The sequence below is a fragment of the Stenotrophomonas sp. YJH_SMC_127 genome (genome assembly GCF_059372445.1).
This window is the reverse complement of the sequence record NZ_JCAFVO010000001.1, coordinates 878,018-894,358: the sequence shown is the minus strand read 5'-3', so window position 1 is coordinate 894,358 and position 16,341 is coordinate 878,018. Positions and strand designations below refer to the sequence as shown.

Sequence of the window (16,341 nt, the reverse complement as noted above, 5' to 3'; positions counted from 1 at the left end):
GGGCCATTCTACCAAGGCGGCCGCGTGTCTTTCCCCGGGGGCTCCCGTATCCTTGCCGCATGCGCAAAGACCCTGTCGAATGGATCCTGCGCGGCCTGTATTCGGTCGTGCTCTACATCCTGCTGCCGATCACCGTGTACCACCTGGTCTGGCGCGGTTTCCGGGTTCGTGAATACTTCCGGCGCTGGGATGAACGCTATGCCTCCTATCCGCAGCCGACCGGGCAGCCGCGGGTCTGGCTGCACGCGGTCTCGGTGGGCGAGGTCAATGCCGCCGCGCCGCTGGTCAATGCCCTGCGCCAGCAGCGCCCGGACATCCGCTGGGTGATCACCACCATCACCCCGACCGGCTCCGAGCGCGTACGCGCGCTGTGGGGCGACGCCCTGGACCATGTCTACCTGCCGTACGACGTGCCGGGCAGCGTCAACCGTTTCCTCGGCCATTTCCAGCCCAGCCTGGCGCTGATCCTGGAAACCGAGCTGTGGCCGAACATGCTGTTCGGCTGCCGTGACCGCGGCATTCCGGTGTACATCCTCAACGCCCGGTTGTCGGCGCGTTCGCTGCGCGGCTACCGGTTGCTGGCGGCACTGATCCGCCGCGCGCTGCGCACCGTCACCTGCGTGGCCGCGCAGTCGCAGGACGATGCCGAGCGCTTCGTGCAGCTGGGGGCGGATCCCGGCCAGGTGCAGGCGCTGGGCAACCTGAAATTCGACATCGCCACGCCGGATGTGCAGGGTTTCGTCGAACAGTTCCACGCGCGGGTACCGGCCGCTCGTCCGGTATGGATCGCCGCCAGTACCCATGATGGCGAGGAGCAGGCGGTGATCGATCTGCACCGGCGCCTGCGCCAGCGGCATCCGGAGCTGCTGCTGCTGTGGGCACCGCGACATCCCGAGCGTTTCCCGAAGGTGGAAGCGCTGGCGCGCGAACAGGGCTGGAGCGTGGCGACCCGCCGCGTGGACCAGTGGCCACACGCGGCCACAGACGTGTTCGTCATCGACACCCTTGGCGAGCTGATGCCGTTCTATGCCTGCGCCCAGGTCGCCTTCGTCGGCGGCAGCCTGCAGGCCATCGGTGGTCACAACCTGCTGGAGCCGGCCGCGATGGGAACGGCGGCGGTGACCGGCCCGCACCTGCACAACTTCGCGGAAATTTCCCGGCGCATGCGCGAGGCCGGAGCGCTGCTGATCGGCGAGGACGCGCAGGCGGTGGGCGATCTGCTGCAGCACCTGCTCGACGATGCCCAGGCCCGCGAAGACATGGCGCGGGCGGGATGCACGCTGGTCAGCAATGGCCGCGGCGCGCTGCAACGCACGCTTGCCCTGGTGGCGCCGCACCTGCCACCACCGCGCGAGTGATCGCGGCAGCGCGGAGTCAGCGGCGCTGACGAGCATTGTCGTGATCAACTTCATCAATTCTGCTTAGCGACGATTTTTCTGTCGTTGCTGGACCGACCCTGCCGCTGGCAGCGTGCCTGCCATCACATCGTTGCGCACATTCCACCGATTCTGATTCCGCAGGACGACGCAGGCTGCCAGCCTGCTGTCGACCGCGCTTGGGCGGATATCAAGGGAACTTGCGATGGACGGCGACAGGGGCGGGGACGGCACGGGTGGGGCCGGCACGGGTGGGGCCGGACTGGGGACGGACCATCTGGCGGTGGTGGCGTTGACACTGTTGGTGGGCGGCAGCGTGATCGCACTGGTGGGCCAGCACACGGCGGCACAGGCAGGCCCCGCCATCGTGCTCAGCCTGTTGCTGGCTGCACTGGGGGCCGGCCTGGTGCTGTGCTGCCTGCAGGATCTGGTGCTGCGGTTGCCGGCGGGCGAGGGCCTGCACGGGCTGCTGGCTGCCAGCTGGGGGCCGCGGGTGGCGGGCGTGTTGGGCATGGCCCTGCTGCTGGAGCTGGTGGCGACCACGGCGGGCGTGGCGCAGTCCATGGCCCTCCATCTGCACGCCGTGCTGGCCGCCGAAGGCCTCCAGCCCTGCGACTGGCTGCCGGAACAGGTCACGGCGGCGGTGGGCCTGCTGATGCTGGGCGCACTGGCATTGCTGCCGCCACGGCGTGTGGTGTTGGTGGCCTGCGCCCTGTTGACGGTGAAGATCGGTGCGGGGGTGTTGCTGCTGGCGCTGGCGGCACGTCATGTGCATTACGCGCACTGGATCCCCTGGCTGCCACCGGCGACCGCGCCGTATCGCTTCGGGCTGGGCGGGGTGCTGGCGGCTGCGGTGCCGCTGCTGGGGGTATTTGCCAGCGTCGGCTTGGCACTGGGCTTTCCTGCGTTGCGCCGCCAGGGCGCGATGTGGCAACCGGCAGTGCTGGCGCTGGTCTCGTTGCTGGCGATGCTGCTGCTGATCGTGCTGGCAGCACTGCAGGCAGGGCTGGTCGAGTTTTCCGCGCTTGCCAGTACCCGGCCACTGTCGGTGGCGCTGCAGATGCATCCGCAATTGGAGTGGATGCTGCCGTTGTTGCCGCTGGCGGGGGCTACGGGCCTGGCCGCCCTGCAGCTGGTGCTGCTGATGCTGGCCTTGCGGCTGGCAACATCGCTGTGGCCAGGGGCGGGTGATGCAGTGGGACGCTCCCGCGGTGTGATCGTGGCGGCGGTCGGACTGCCGGCGGTGATGCTGGTGCTGTGGCTGCCGTTGGGCACCCTGCCGGCGCTGCCGGGTCCGGCAACCCTGCTGGTGATGGCGGCGCTATGCCTGGCGGTGCTGCGGCGGCGGAATGACATGAGGCAGGGCGCAACCGGTCGCGAACTGGTGCTGCCGATGCTGGCGCCCTTGGCGGCCGCGCTGTGCGTCCTTGCGGCGTTGGAACGCCTGCGGGCATGGCCGGGCTGAGGGTTCGCGGGGCCACGCAACGGGTAGCTGCGGGCGGATGCACCGCCTGCAAAAAAGCCACCCTTGCGGGTGGCTTCTTTGTTGCCGGCAGGGCGACGGATCAGTGCGTGGTCGTTGCCGGATTGCCCGCGTCCTGGGTCAGCAGGCGGTTGACGTCCTGCAGCTCTGCCACGTCCAGCGCACCCAGCGACTGGCTCAGCAGCAGGCGGTTCTGCAGGAAGGTGTAGCGGGCCTGGGCGTAGTCCAGCTGCGCCGAGAACAGGATGCGCTGGTTCTGGATCACGTCCAGCACGGTACGGGTACCGACTTCCAGGCCGACCTGCGAGGCGTCGTACGCGCTCTGTGCCGAGACCACGGCCAGGCGACGGGCCTCCACTTCGCTGATGCCCTGTACCAGGGTCTGGTAGGCATTGCGGGTGTTGCGGTCCAGGGCGCGCTTCTGCTGCTCGTAGCCGTCCTGGGCGATGTCACGCTGGGCCAGCGCCTGGCGCACGCCGGACTGGGTGGCACCACCGGAGAAGATCGGCACGCTCAGGGTCAGGCCGATGCTGTTGGTGCGGGCGTCCGGCGACAGCGAACCGGAACCAGTGCTGTCACCCCAGGTCGCGCTCTTGCCCCAGCTGCCGCCCAGCGACAGGGTCGGGTAATGGCCGCCACGGGCGGCCTGCACGCCAGCCTCGGCGGCGCTGACCTTCAGTTCCTGCGCCTTCAGCGCCGGATTCTGGGTGGTGGCCTGCTGCACCAGCTCATCGATGTTGCCACGGTTGGCCGGCACTTCCGGGCGGAAGTCGGCCGGCAGCCCACGCAGGTTGGTCACCGGCTGGCCGGTCAGTTCGGTCAGGGCCTGGTAGTTATCGGCCAGGGTGTTCTGCGCAACGATGGTGTTGGCACGCGCCTGGTCGTACTGGGCGCGTGCTTCGTGCACGTCGGTGATAGGCGCCAGGCCCACTTCCAGGCGCTTGTCGGCGAAGTCGAACTGCTTCTTCGCGGCCGCTTCATTGGTCTGTGCGGCATTCAGCGATTCGATCGCCACCAGCACGTTGAAGTAGGCCGCCGAGGTGCGAACGATCAGGCTGTCGTTGGCCGAATCGAGGGTGAAGTCCGCCGCCTTGCTCAGCTCGCGCTGCGAACGCAGGTTGTTGATCTGGGTCCAGTTGAACAGCGTCTGGCTGCCGTCGATCGTGTAGGTGCGGCGCTTGTTGGTGAACGAGCCGGAGTTGGCGTCGGCGTTCGGCTCACTGCGCGTGCGGTTCAGCTGGGCCTGGCCGTTGATCTGCGGCAGCAGGGCGGCGCGCGCCTGCACGGCGCCTTCCTTGTCATACAGCCGGGTCGATTCGGCGGCGGACAGCTGCGGATCGCCATTGCGCGCCATTTCGTAGACCTGCAGCAGGTCGGCGGCATGGGCGGACAACGGCAGCAGGGCAGTGGCCAGCGCAACAGCGAGGGATCGGCGGATCATTGCGGCTTCCTTGGACTCAGAGGTGGAACTGGGGGGCCGGGGCGGCACCACGCAGGTAATCGATATCGGTCTCGAACAGGGACTCGCTGCTGCCGTCGGCCTTGACCAGCAGGGCCTCCATCGCCGGCGAGCGGCCGTGGATCACGAACAGGCGACCACCCGGACGCAGCCACGAAGCGAACTGTGACGGCACCACGTCGACCGCACCAGTGACACAGATCACGTCAAAGCGGCGTTCGGTCTGCCAGGACAGGGCGTCGGCCACTTCCACGCGGACGTTGGTGCCCAGGCCGGACGCGTCCAGACGGGCGCGCGCGGCGGCGGCCAGCTCCGGGTCGATTTCCAGGCTCAGCACGTCGCGCGCCAGCGCGCCGATGCAGGCCGACAGGAAGCCGCTGCCGGTGCCGATTTCCAGCACTTCGTCACCCGGCTGCAGGTCCAGCGCCTGCAGGGTACGACCCTCGATGACCGGCTTCATCATCTTCTGGCCATGGCCGATCGGCAGTTCGACATCGGCGTAGGCCAGTGCCCGGTGTGCATCGGCGACAAAAGCCTCGCGCGGCAGGCGGGCCAGGACGTCGAGCACCTTGATGTCCAGCACGTCCCAGGGACGGATCTGCTGTTCCACCATCAGTTCGCGGGCGTGGGCGTAATCAATCGTCATGAGGTTCAAATCCAGCGCAGTGGGCCGGCCATTTTACCGGTGCCGGAGGCCGGCGGCGCGCCCAGAGCATCAGCTGCCGGGTGGCCGGGGTCGCAGTGCCGGAAGTCATCGCGACCTCCGGTTCGTTCAGTTTTGGTTATTCAGCCGTCCCGACCCCTCGCGGCGCATAGGCGCGCAGGAAGAAGTCGATGCTGGCAGTCACGTGGGCAAGAGGGTCGCACTCCACCGGTGACAGTGGCATGCCGCACATCATATGCATGTGCACTTCACCCTTGACCAGGGTCAGGAACTGCTCGCCAGCCAGCGAACAGTCGGTGATTTCCAGCTCGCCGCGCTCGGCGCGTGCCCGCAGGAAGTCAGCCAGGGCCTCGCAGGTACGTTCCGGTCCTGCCTTCCAGAACAGCTCGCGCAGGCGTTCGTCGGTCTCCGGCGCCATCATCATGCGCTGGATCGAGATCGCCGCATCGGACGTGATCAGTTCGAAGAAGGCCAGACCGATCCCGATCAGCTGGTCGCGCAGCGGGCCGTCCGCGTCGGCCACGAACAGGGCATCGGGCAGCATTTCAATGCACTTCGACTGCACGGCCTCGGAGAACAGGGTCTCCTTGTCGCCGAAGTGGCTGTACACAGTCAGTTTCGAGACGCCGGCCTGAGCGGCGATGGTGTCCATGCTCACGCCGGTATAGCCCTGTTCGATGAACAGTGTCTTGGCTGCTTCAAGGATCGCCGCGCGCTTGCCGAGGTCCTTGGGGCGCCCGGGTCCGGCGGCCTTGGCAGCGGGCTTGGCCGACGGCTTGCGGGAAGTGTGAGAACTCATCACGACAATACTAGACCAAGCGGTTCGATATTTATACTATACCGGCCGGTTTATTAAATTGGGCCGGCAGTCGCGGCTCCTCCCTTAGTTGCAACCCTGCGTTTTCAGGACGTTGACCGATGAAGATCGTGCGCTGGATGGGCGGTATGGTGTGGATGGCTGCGCTGGCAGCCTGTTCGGGACAGGAACAGGCGCCCCAGGCGGCCGTTCCGGTGCTGGTGGTTCACCCTGGCGAGCAGGCCGGGCAGGCGCCGGCGGCGTTCCCGGGCACGGTGCGTGCGCGGCAGGAAAGTCCACTGTCGTTCCGCGTTGGCGGCAATCTGGTCAAGCGCCACGTCGATGCCGGGCAACGGGTGAAGAAGGGCGACGTGCTGGCCGAGCTGGACGTGGCCGACTTCGCGCTGCAGGCCCGCGCCTCGCAGGCGCAGCTTGCTGCGGCCGAAGCCGATCTGGTGCGTGCCCGTGATGACCTCAAGCGCTACCAGGTGCTGGCCGACCAGCAGCTGGTCAGCCGCTCGCAGCTGGACCAGCAGTCCGCCGCCTTCAAGGCCGCGCAGGGCCAGGCCAACGCCGCCCGCGCCAACCTCGATGTGCTGCGCAACCAGGCCGACTACGCACAGCTGCGCGCGCCGTCCGATGGCGTGATCGCCAGCCGCGAGGCCGAAGCCGGGCAGGTGGTGTCGGCCGGCCAGACCATCTTCAACCTGGCCGCCGATGGCGGGCGCGAAGTGCTGATCGACCTGCCCGAGGCCACCATCCGCGACTATGCGGTGGGCCAGCCGGTCGAGGTGGAGCTGTGGAACCGTCCTGGCCAGCGCCTGCCAGGCACGATCCGCGAGATCGCCGCTGCCGCCGATCCACAGGCACGCACCTATGCAACCCGGGTCAGCCTGCCCGCCGATGCGCTGGCCGATGTCGAACTGGGCCAAAGCGCGCGCGTCTACAGCAGCGCCGGCCGCCACGGCACCCTGCAGCTGCCGCTCGGTGCGCTGCAGCGCGGTGCCAACGGTGCCGCCAGCGTGTGGGTGGTCGATCCGGCCAACAGCACGCTGAAGGCCGCGTCGGTCACCACCGGTGCCTATGGCAGCGAATCGGTGCCGGTGCTGTCCGGCGTGAATGCGGGTGACTGGGTGGTCGCTGCCGGCGGACACCTGTTGCGTGCCGGCCAGCCGGTGATCGCCGTGGACCGCCAGAATCGCCCGGTGCTGAAGCCGGCCACGCCGACCGCTGCCGCCAAGGCCAAGGAGTAAGCCGGTGCGCCGCTTCAATCTTTCCGAGTGGGCGTTGTCCAACCGCCCGCTGGTGCTGTTCGCGATGCTTGCCTTCGCGCTGATCGGCGCATGGTCGTACAAGCATCTGGGCCAGTCCGAGGATCCACCATTCACCTTCAAGGCGATGGTGGTGCGCACGCTTTGGCCGGGCGCCACCGCCGAACAGGTCTCGCGGCAGGTGACCGAGCCGATCGAGAAGGCGCTGATGAACACCGGCGAGTACGAGTTCATCCGCTCCTATTCGCGCCCCGGCGAATCGCAGGTCATCTTCATGGCGCGCGACAGCCTGCGTTCCAGGCAGATCCCGGACCTGTGGTACCAGGTTCGCAAGCGCGTGGGCGACATCCGTGCGACGCTGCCGCGCGAGATTGTCGGCCCGTTCTTCAACGATGAGTTCGGCGACACCTACGGGAACATCTATGCGTTGACCGGCAAGGGCTTCGACTACGCGGTGATGCGCGACTACGCCGACCGCATCCAGCTGGAACTGCAGCGCGTGCCCGATGTCGGCAAGATCGACCTGGTCGGCCTGCAGGACGAGAAGGTGTGGATCGAACTGTCCAACACCCGGCTGGCAACGCTGGGTGTGTCGATGCAGCAGGTGCAGCAGGCGCTGGCCGACCAGAATGCGATCACCGGCACCAGCTTCTTCGAGACCGCCACCGATCGCGTGCAGCTGCGCGTGACGGGCCAGTTCAACGACATCGACGCCATCCGCCAGTTCCCGATCCGTGCTGGCGACCGCACCGTGCACCTGGGCGACATCGCCGAGGTCAAGCGTGGCTTCGCCGATCCGGCGTCGCCGAAGATGCGCTTCATGGGCGAAGAGGCGATCGGCCTGGCGGTGGCGATGAAGGATGGCGGTGACATCCTCAAGCTGGGCGCCAACCTCGACGCCGAGTTCGAGCGGCTGCAGAAGACCCTGCCGGCCGGCATGCAGCTGCGCAAGGTGTCCGACCAGCCGCAGTCGGTGGAGGAGTCGGTTGGCGAGTTCGTGCAGGTGCTGACCGAAGCGGTGGTGATCGTGCTGCTGGTCAGTTTCTTCTCGCTGGGCCTGCGCACCGGCCTGGTGGTGGGCGTGACCATTCCGCTGGTGCTGGCGATGACCTTCTTCGTCATGCATTACTTCGACATCGGCCTGCACAAGATTTCGTTGGGCGCACTGGTGCTGGCGCTGGGTCTGCTGGTGGACGATGCGATCATCGCGGTGGAGATGATGGCCACCAAGATGGAGCAGGGCTTCGATCGCCTGCGCGCGGCCAGCTTCGCCTGGGAATCGACCGCGTTCCCGATGCTGACCGGCACATTGATCACGGCAGCCGGCTTCCTGCCGATCGCCACGGCGGCATCGAGCACCGGTGAATACACCCGTTCGCTGTTCCAGGTGGTGACCATCGCACTGGTGGTGTCATGGATCGCAGCGGTGCTGTTCATCCCGTACCTGGGCGACAAGATGCTGCCGGACCTGTTCAATCCGCAGCCGCCGAAGCCCGGCAGCCTGTCCGCGCGTTGGCTGGCCAAGCGCCAGCAGTGGGCCGACCGCTATCCGGCGCTGGCCAACCTGATCGCACCGCCGCAGCATGGGCACGACCACGATCCCTACCAGCGCCCGTTCTACCGCAGCTTCCGGCGCTTCCTCGACGCCTGCCTGCGCCGCCGCTGGTGGGTGATCGCCGCGACCGTCGCCCTGTTCGTGTTCTCACTGATGATGTTCCGCTTCGTGCCGCAGCAGTTCTTCCCGGACTCGACCCGGCCGGAACTGATGGTGGACATCGAGCTGGCCGAGGGGGCGTCGCTGCGCTCGACCCAGGCCCAGGCCGAGAAGCTGGAGAAGCTGCTGTCCAGCCGCGAGGGCATCGCCAACTATGTGTCCTATGTGGGTACCGGTTCGCCGCGCTTCTACCTGCCGCTGGACCAGCAGCTGCCGGCGACCAACTTCGCCCAGTTCGTGGTGCTGGCCAAGGACATCAAATCGCGCGAAAGCACCCGTGACTGGCTGCTGCACGAGGTGATTCCGAAGTTCCCGGACGTGCAGATGCGCGTGACCCGCCTGGAGAACGGCCCGCCGGTCGGTTATCCGGTGCAGATGCGCATCTCCGGCGAGCACATCGAGAAGGTGCAGGCGATCGCGCGCCAGGTCGAGGCCAAGGTGCGTGAGAACCCGCACGTGATGAACGTCAACCTGGACTGGAGCGAGCCGAGCAAGGTGGTGAGGCTGGTGATCGACCAGGAGCGTGCCCGCGCGCTGGGCGTGAGCAGCGCCCAGGTCAGCCAGTTCCTGGCCAGTTCGCTGGCCGGCCAGTCGGTGAGCGTGTATCGCGAAGGCAACCGCCAGATCGAGATGCTGCTGCGCGGGCCGGCCGATGAGCGCAACCAGCTGGAGCTGCTGTCCAGCCTGTCGATGCCGACCGCCAACGGCGGCAGCATCACGCTGTCGCAGGTGGCGACGATGGAGTACGGCTTCGAGGACGGCATCATCTGGCACCGCAACCGGTTGCCGACCGTGACCGTGCGCGCCGACATCAGCGATGGCATGCAGGCGCTGGACGTGGTGCACCAGATCGTGCCCACGCTGGATGGCATCCGTGCCGAGCTGCCCAGCGGCTACCTGCTGGAAACCGGCGGCACCGTGGAGGACTCGGCGCGCGGGCAGAACTCGATCAAGGCCGGCATGCCGCTGTTCCTGGTGGTGGTGGCGACGCTGCTGATGCTGCAGCTGCGCAGCTTCTCGCGTGCGGCGATGGTGCTGGTGACCGCGCCGCTGGGCATCATCGGTGCGACCCTGTTCCTGCTGCTGTTCCGTGCGCCGTTCGGCTTCGTCGCGCTGCTGGGCACGATCGCACTGGCCGGCATGATCATGCGCAACTCGGTGATCCTGATCGACCAGATCCAGCAGGACATCGATGCCGGGCATGACCGCTGGCATTCGATCATCGATGCCACGGTGCGCCGCTTCCGCCCGATCGTGCTGACCGCGCTGGCGGCCGTGCTGGCGATGATTCCGCTGTCGCGCAGCGCGTTCTATGGCTCGATGGCGATCTCGATCATGGGTGGTCTGATCGTGGGTACGGTGCTGACGCTGGTGTTCCTGCCGGCGTTGTACGCGGCGTGGTTCCGGGTGAAGCCGGACGAATCCGGGGCGTAATGCCCCGGTTCTGCGGCTGCACCCATCCACGCATGGCGTGGATGGATCTGCTCGCGGAATCTGCCTTCTGTAGAGCCGAGCCATGCTCGGCTGCGCTTTGCGCGATGATGGGATGAGTCGAGCATGGCTCGACTCTACAGGAACATCCCCGTAGGGCGTGGATCTACCGCAGCGGGTCGTTGCCCTGGTAGGTGCCAACCTTGGTTGGCACTGACGCATGCATCCACGCATGGCGTGGATCTACTGCAGCGGGTCTTTGCCCTGGTAGGTGCCAACCTTGGTTGGCACTGGAGCATGCACCCGCGCATGACGTGGATCTACTGCAGCTGCAGGCCGATCCGCAGTACTGGCAGCAGCCACTCGACGAACACCTGTACGCGCAGTGCACGGTGTTGCCGATGCGGTTGCAGCAGGGTCACCGGCAGCGGCTGCGCCGCGTACTGCGGCATCACCTCCACCAATGCGCCTGACTGCAGCTCGGCCTGCACGTCGTAGCGCGGAATCTGCAACAGCCCCAATCCCGCCACGCAGCACGCGATCGAGGCCTCGGCGCTGTTCACGCGTACCCAGCCGGGCATCGGCAGCGTGCGCAGCTGGCCGCCATCCTGCCATTCCCACGGTTCCACCCGTGCCGTGGTCGGCGACGCATAGTTCACCGCGCGGTGCTGCGGCAGGTCGGCAGGATGCTGCGGAACACCGTGCTCGCGCAGGTAGGCCGGCGCGGCCACGTTGACGAAGTCGAGCTGGCCCAGCGTGCGCGCCACCAGGCTGGAATCGCCCAGCTGGCCGACCCGCAGCACGGCATCGCAGCCGTCTTCGATCAGGTTCACCGCGCGATCGGTCATGCCGAGGTCCACTTCCACCTGCGGATAGCGCGCGAAGAAATCCGGCAACGCCGGGGCGATGACGCGACGGCCGATGCGGCTGGGTACGTCGATCTTCAGCAAACCGGCCGGTTGCGCGTCGTCCTGCCGGAACAGCGACTCGGCGTCTTCAACCTCCGCGATCAGGCGCAGGCAGCGGGCATGGAACACGTCGCCGTCATGGGTGGTGGATACCCGTCGGGTCGAGCGCTGCAGCAGGCGGGTGCCAAGCCGCTGTTCCAGCTCGGCAATCGCCGCCGAGACGGTCGAGCGGGGCAGGCCGAGCTGGTCGGCGGCGCGGGTGAAGCTCGCGCACTCCACGACCCGGGTGAAGATGCGGAAGCGATCGATCCGGTCCATTGTTCGCTGGCTCTGGAAAGTTAAGTCAATGTGGCGGGCTTTATCCGCTTTTTCTGCACGATATCGTCGTCAGGGCAGGGTTGCCACCCCGGGCAGCCCCCTCCCGAGACCGAAGCCATGACCGAGCATTCCCTCAAGGGCAAGACCGTGTTGATCGCCGGTGGCGCCAAGAACCTGGGCGGCCTGATCGCCCGCGACTTCGCCGCACAGGGCGCCAAAGCCATCGTCATCCACTACAACAGTGCCGCTACCCAGGCCGATGCAGAAGCAACCGTTGCCGCCGTGCAGGCGGCCGGCAGCAGGGCGGTGGCCCTGCAGGGCGACCTGACGTCGGCGGCAGCGATGGAGCGCTTGTTCGCCGATGCTGTAGCCGCAGTCGGCCGTCCCGACATCGCCATCAATACGGTCGGCAAGGTGCTGAAGAAGCCGCTGCTGGAGATCAGCGAAGCGGAGTACGACGAGATGAGCGCGGTCAACGCCAAGGCGGCGTTCTTCTTCCTCAAGGAAGCAGGCCGCCACGTCAATGACGGCGGTCGCATCTGCACCCTGGTCACCTCACTGCTGGGTGCGTTCACGCCGTTCTATTCCAGCTATGCCGGCACCAAGGCGCCGGTCGAGCATTTCACCCGCGCGGCGTCAAAGGAGTTCGGTGAGCGCGGCGTCTCGGTGACTGCGATCGGGCCGGGCCCGATGGACACGCCGTTCTTCTACCCGGCCGAGAGTGCCGATGCGCAGGCGTACCACAAGACCGCGGCTGCGCTCTCGGCGTTCACCCGTACCGGCCTGACCGACATCGCCGACATCGTGCCGTGGATCCGCTTCCTGGTCACCGATGGCTGGTGGATGACCGGGCAGACCATCCTGGTCAATGGTGGGTACACCACCAAATAATGCAGCCGCGCATGGCGTGGATCTGCTGCGCGACATTCGAACGATCCACGCATGGCGTGGATCTACAGTAGAGCCACCCCATGGGTGGCTGCGCACAATGACCAAAGGCAGAGGCGCCACGCATGGAGTGGCGCCATCGGATCAGTTGAGTTTGGCCAGCACCGCATCCGTGGCGGCGGCGGTACTCACGGCCTGGCCCTTGGCGGCCAGGTCGGCAGTGAACACCCCATCATCCAGCACCGCGTGCACCGCCGCTTCCACTGCTGCGGCTTCGTCTTCCAGCCCCAGCGAATGGCGCAGCAGCATCGCCGCACTGAAGATCGTTGCGTAGGGATTGGCGATGCCCTTGCCGGCGATGTCCGGGGCCGAACCGTGGATCGGTTCGTAGATGCCGACCGCACCCGGCTCACCCAGCGAGGCCGACGGCAGCAGGCCGAGCGAACCGGCCAGCATCGAGGCTTCGTCGGTGAGGATGTCGCCGAACATGTTCTCGGTGACGATCACGTCGTACTCGCGCGGCTTGGCCAGCAGGTGCATGGCCATCGAATCGACCAGCTGGTGCTCCAGCGCCACCTCCGGGAACTCCTCGCGGCCGATGCGCGCGGCCACGTCGCGCCACAGGCGCGAGGTTTCCAGCACGTTGGCCTTGTCCACCGAGGTGACCTTGCCACGCCGCTGCCGGGCCAGGCGGAAGGCACTGCGCAGCACGCGCTCGATCTCGGCCACTGTGTAGCGGCACAGGTCGCTGGCACTGTCGGCATCGCGGGTCTTGTCGCCGAAGTAGATGCCGCCGGTCAGCTCGCGCACCACCAGGAAGTCCACACCCTGCAGCAGCTCGGCCTTGATCGGCGAGGCGTGCAGTGCGGCCTCATGGGTGCGCACCGGGCGCAGGTTGGCGTACAGGCCCAGCGCCTTGCGGATCGCCAGCAGGCCCTGTTCCGGACGCACCTTGGCGTTCGGGTCGGACCACTTCGGGCCACCGACTGCGCCCAGCAGCACCGCGCTGGCGGCCTGGCAGGCGGCCAGGGTCGACGCCGGCAGCGGTTCGCCGTGGCGGTCGATGGCGATGCCACCGATGTCGTGCTCGCTGAAGGTGAAGCTGTGGTTGAAGCGTTCGGCGACGGCCTTCAGGACGGCGACTGCCGCGGCGGCCACTTCCGGGCCGATGCCATCACCGGGCAGGACAACAATTTCAGCGTGCATGCTCACTCTCGTAACGTTCGATTTCAGGGACACGGCCCAACAGATACCCCAACTGGTCGACACCTTCCAGCAGGCAGGTCTGCGAGAAGCCGTCCAGCGGGAAGGAATAGACGCGGCCGTCCGGCGTGCGCAGTTCGCGCGCGGCCACGTCGATGGTCAGCTCATCATCCGGGCGCTGCATCAGCGCCTGCACGTCGGCCTCGTCCAGCACGATCGGCAGCAGGCCGTTCTTCAGCGAGTTGCCACGGAAGATGTCGGCGATCTCGCTGCTGACGATGGCGCGCAGGCCCAGGTCGGTCAGCGCCCACGGTGCATGTTCGCGCGACGAGCCGCAGCCGAAGTTGCGACCCGCCAGCAGGATGCTGCGGCCGGCGTTGTGCGGCTGGTTGAAGGCGAAGTCGGCCACCGGTGAACCGTCGGCCTGCCAGCGCCAGTCATTGAAGGCGTTGCGGCCCAGGCCGGCGCGTTCGGTGGTGGACAGGAACCGCGCCGGGATGATCTGGTCGGTGTCGATGTTGGTCTGGCGCAGCACCACGCTGGCCGAGATCAAGGTGCGGAAACCGGCCATCACGCCACCTCCTGTGCGAACAGCTCGCGGGTGTCGGCGACATGCCCGTTCACCGCGGCCCACGCCGCGCTCATCGGTGAGGCCAGCAGGGTGCGCGAACCGGGACCCTGGCGGCCTTCGAAATTACGGTTGCTGGTACTCACGGCCAGTTGCCCGGGCGCGACCAGATCACCATTCATGGCGATGCACATCGAGCAGCCCGGCTCGCGCCATTCGGCACCGGCCGCGCGCACGATCTCATGGATGCCTTCGGCCTCGGCCTCTCGCTTGACGATCTCCGAGCCCGGCACCACCAGCATGCGCACCCGGTCGGCGACGCGACGACCGCGCAGCACCTGCGCCACCTCACGCATGTCACTCAGGCGGCCGTTGGTGCAGGAACCGACGAACACCACGTCCACCGGTGTTCCGGCCAGCGCCTTGCCGGCCTGGAAATGCATGTAGTCCAGGCCCTTCTGTGCGGCGGCATCGTTGGCGGCTGGGATCGGCGCATCCACCGCGATGGCGGTACCCGGGTGGGTGCCCCAGGTCAGGGTCGGGCGGATATCGGCGGCGTCGATGTGCACTTCGCTGTCGAAACGCGCGCCCTCATCGCTGCGCAGCTGCTGCCAGCGCGCCACGGCGGCGTCGAAATCGGCGCCCTTCGGCCCGCGCGGCGTAGCGGCGACGAAGTTGAAGGTGACCTGGTCCGGCGCCACCATACCGGCACGCGCACCCGCTTCGATCGACATGTTGCACAGGGTCATGCGCTGTTCCATGTCCATCGCTTCGATGGTGCTGCCGCGGAACTCGATCACGTGGCCGGTGCCGCCATTGACGCCGATCACGCCGATGATGTGCAGGACCACGTCCTTGGCGCCGACACCCGGCGCCAGCGGCCCATCGACGGTGATCGCCAGCGTCTTCGCCTTGCGCTGCAGCAGGCATTGCGTGGCCAGCACGTGGCCGACCTCGCTGGTGCCAATGCCGAACGCCAGCGAACCGAAGGCACCGTGGGTGGAGGTGTGGCTGTCGCCGCAGACGATGGTCATGCCGGGCTGGGTGAAGCCCTGTTCCGGCGCGATCACGTGGACGATGCCGCGGTTGTCCGACGCCATGTCGAACAGCTCGATGCCGTGCTCGGCGCAGTTGCGCGCCAGCGTGGCGACCTGTGCCTCGGAGGCGGCGCTGGCATAGGGCAGCGTGCCGTCCGCGGCGGCCGGCAGGGTCGGCGTGGAGTGGTCCATCGTCGCCTTGGTGCGGTCCGGCCGGCGCGGCGACAAGCCGCGTTCGCGCAGTTCGGTGAAGGCCTGCGGCGAGGTCACCTCGTGGATCAGGTGCAGGTCGATGTACAGCACGGCGGGCGCGCTGTCGGATTCGGGAACCACCACGTGGGCGTCCCACAGTTTGTCGTACAGGGTGCGGGGTGCGGAAGTCATGCGTATGCCTGGCAGAAGTACGAAATAGCGAACATCAGTAAGGAAAGCGGAACGGTCAAGTCAGCGACGGCGGGCGAGCACACGCAGGCGCACGTAGTCGGCCAGTGGCTGGCCAGATGCGTCACGTGGCAGCTCGGCCAGCAGTGCGGTGGCCGCCTCGCGCACGGTGGCGCGGGCCTCGGCCGGCAGGTCGTCCAGCAGCGGTGCGGCGAATACCCGCAGCCAGCCGGCCACGCCGGTCGGCAGTGCGGTCGGGCGCGGCGTGCACTCGATCAGTTGCACCTGGAAGCCATGCTGGCGCAGGCGATCGGCGTAGGCGTCGGCCGTCGGGAAGTACCACCGGAAGGTGCTGGCGCCATGCCCGTGGGCCACGCGCGCGGCCTGCACGGCCGCGACGATCGTGGCCACGTTGCCGTGGCCGCCGAACTCGGCGACGAAGCGGCCACCGGGGCGCAGGGCGCGGCGCACGCCTTCCAGCACGCGGTCCGGAGTCGTCATCCAATGCAGTGCCGCATTGCTGAACACCGCATCGAACTCGCTGTCGAACGACAGTGCGTGGCCGTCCATCAGCTGGGCGTCGACGCCGCGCGCACGGGCGGCGATCACCAGTTCCGGCGAGGCATCCACGCCGTGGATGCGCGCACCGCTCAGGGCCAGTTCGGTGCTGAGTACGCCATCGCCACAGCCCAGGTCGAGGATGCGCTCACCGGCGCGCGGGTCGAGCAGGCGCGATACCGCACCGCCGAGCAGCGGCACGAAGCCGGCATCGATCGCATAGTCCTGGGCGTTCCACTGCTGGCCAGCGGCGCTGGCCGGGGTGGGGGTGTCGAAGGCGCTCATG

The 16,341-nt window shown here is 67.6% G+C and carries 13 protein-coding genes; 5 read left to right on the top strand and 8 right to left on the bottom strand.

The window, feature by feature from the left end; all coding sequences use genetic code 11:
• Window positions 1–59: 59 nt before the first annotated feature.
• The gene (gene waaA, locus AC5QAB_RS04000; RefSeq protein WP_014648349.1) at window positions 60–1,358 is read left to right on the top strand and encodes a lipid IV(A) 3-deoxy-D-manno-octulosonic acid transferase; all 1,299 of its coding nucleotides are present in this window, start codon (window positions 60–62) and stop codon (window positions 1,356–1,358) included.
• 223 nt (window positions 1,359–1,581) lie between these two features.
• Window positions 1,582–2,841, top strand: coding sequence for an amino acid transporter (locus AC5QAB_RS03995; protein ID WP_100450583.1), 1,260 nt, complete (start codon window positions 1,582–1,584; stop codon window positions 2,839–2,841).
• A gap of 100 nt (window positions 2,842–2,941) precedes the next feature.
• Here the strand turns inward: AC5QAB_RS03995 and AC5QAB_RS03990 are convergent, their stop codons facing one another.
• From AC5QAB_RS03990 to AC5QAB_RS03980, 3 genes are all read right to left on the bottom strand, one after another.
• The gene (locus tag AC5QAB_RS03990; RefSeq protein WP_014648347.1) at window positions 2,942–4,300 is read right to left on the bottom strand and encodes a TolC family outer membrane protein; all 1,359 of its coding nucleotides are present in this window, start codon (window positions 4,298–4,300) and stop codon (window positions 2,942–2,944) included.
• A 16-nt stretch (window positions 4,301–4,316) separates the two neighbouring features.
• Entirely contained in the window at window positions 4,317–4,964 is a 648-nt protein-coding gene (locus AC5QAB_RS03985; RefSeq protein WP_014648346.1) for a protein-L-isoaspartate O-methyltransferase family protein, read from the bottom strand.
• Window positions 4,965–5,100: 136 nt separating this feature from the next.
• Complete coding sequence (locus tag AC5QAB_RS03980) at window positions 5,101–5,781, bottom strand: TetR/AcrR family transcriptional regulator (protein ID WP_197561212.1); 681 nt, start codon at window positions 5,779–5,781, stop codon at window positions 5,101–5,103.
• Window positions 5,782–5,900: 119 nt separating this feature from the next.
• Here AC5QAB_RS03980 and AC5QAB_RS03975 point away from each other — a divergent pair, with 119 nt between their 5' ends.
• Both AC5QAB_RS03975 and AC5QAB_RS03970 read left to right on the top strand, forming a co-directional pair.
• Window positions 5,901–7,031: an efflux RND transporter periplasmic adaptor subunit gene (locus AC5QAB_RS03975; protein WP_164111205.1), complete on the top strand. Its 1,131-nt coding sequence runs from the start codon at window positions 5,901–5,903 to the stop codon at window positions 7,029–7,031.
• A 4-nt stretch (window positions 7,032–7,035) separates the two neighbouring features.
• Entirely contained in the window at window positions 7,036–10,197 is a 3,162-nt protein-coding gene (locus AC5QAB_RS03970; RefSeq protein ID WP_053496227.1) for an efflux RND transporter permease subunit, read from the top strand.
• 317 nt (window positions 10,198–10,514) lie between these two features.
• Here the strand turns inward: AC5QAB_RS03970 and AC5QAB_RS03965 are convergent, their stop codons facing one another.
• Window positions 10,515–11,420 (bottom strand): LysR family transcriptional regulator, encoded by a 906-nt coding sequence (locus AC5QAB_RS03965; protein ID WP_032958179.1) that lies wholly within the window; start codon window positions 11,418–11,420, stop codon window positions 10,515–10,517.
• A 117-nt stretch (window positions 11,421–11,537) separates the two neighbouring features.
• Between AC5QAB_RS03965 and AC5QAB_RS03960 the strand changes: the two genes are divergently transcribed.
• Window positions 11,538–12,311 (top strand): SDR family oxidoreductase, encoded by a 774-nt coding sequence (locus AC5QAB_RS03960; protein WP_164111207.1) that lies wholly within the window; start codon window positions 11,538–11,540, stop codon window positions 12,309–12,311.
• A 141-nt stretch (window positions 12,312–12,452) separates the two neighbouring features.
• Here AC5QAB_RS03960 and leuB read toward each other — a convergent pair whose 3' ends face one another.
• The 4 genes from leuB to AC5QAB_RS03940 are packed head-to-tail and all read right to left on the bottom strand — an operon-like array spanning window position 12,453 to window position 16,340.
• On the bottom strand, window positions 12,453–13,514 hold the full coding sequence (gene leuB, locus AC5QAB_RS03955) for a 3-isopropylmalate dehydrogenase (protein ID WP_164111209.1): 1,062 nt from the start codon (window positions 13,512–13,514) through the stop codon (window positions 12,453–12,455).
• On the bottom strand, window positions 13,504–14,082 hold the full coding sequence (leuD, locus tag AC5QAB_RS03950; RefSeq protein WP_164111211.1) for a 3-isopropylmalate dehydratase small subunit: 579 nt from the start codon (window positions 14,080–14,082) through the stop codon (window positions 13,504–13,506). The genes leuB and leuD overlap by 11 nt, the downstream gene beginning before the upstream one ends.
• Entirely contained in the window at window positions 14,082–15,500 is a 1,419-nt protein-coding gene (gene leuC, locus AC5QAB_RS03945; protein WP_014648339.1) for a 3-isopropylmalate dehydratase large subunit, read from the bottom strand. The genes leuD and leuC overlap by 1 nt, the downstream gene beginning before the upstream one ends.
• 60 nt (window positions 15,501–15,560) lie before the next feature.
• Window positions 15,561–16,340 (bottom strand): class I SAM-dependent methyltransferase, encoded by a 780-nt coding sequence (locus AC5QAB_RS03940; RefSeq protein ID WP_032958187.1) that lies wholly within the window; start codon window positions 16,338–16,340, stop codon window positions 15,561–15,563.
• Window position 16,341 lies beyond the last annotated feature (1 nt).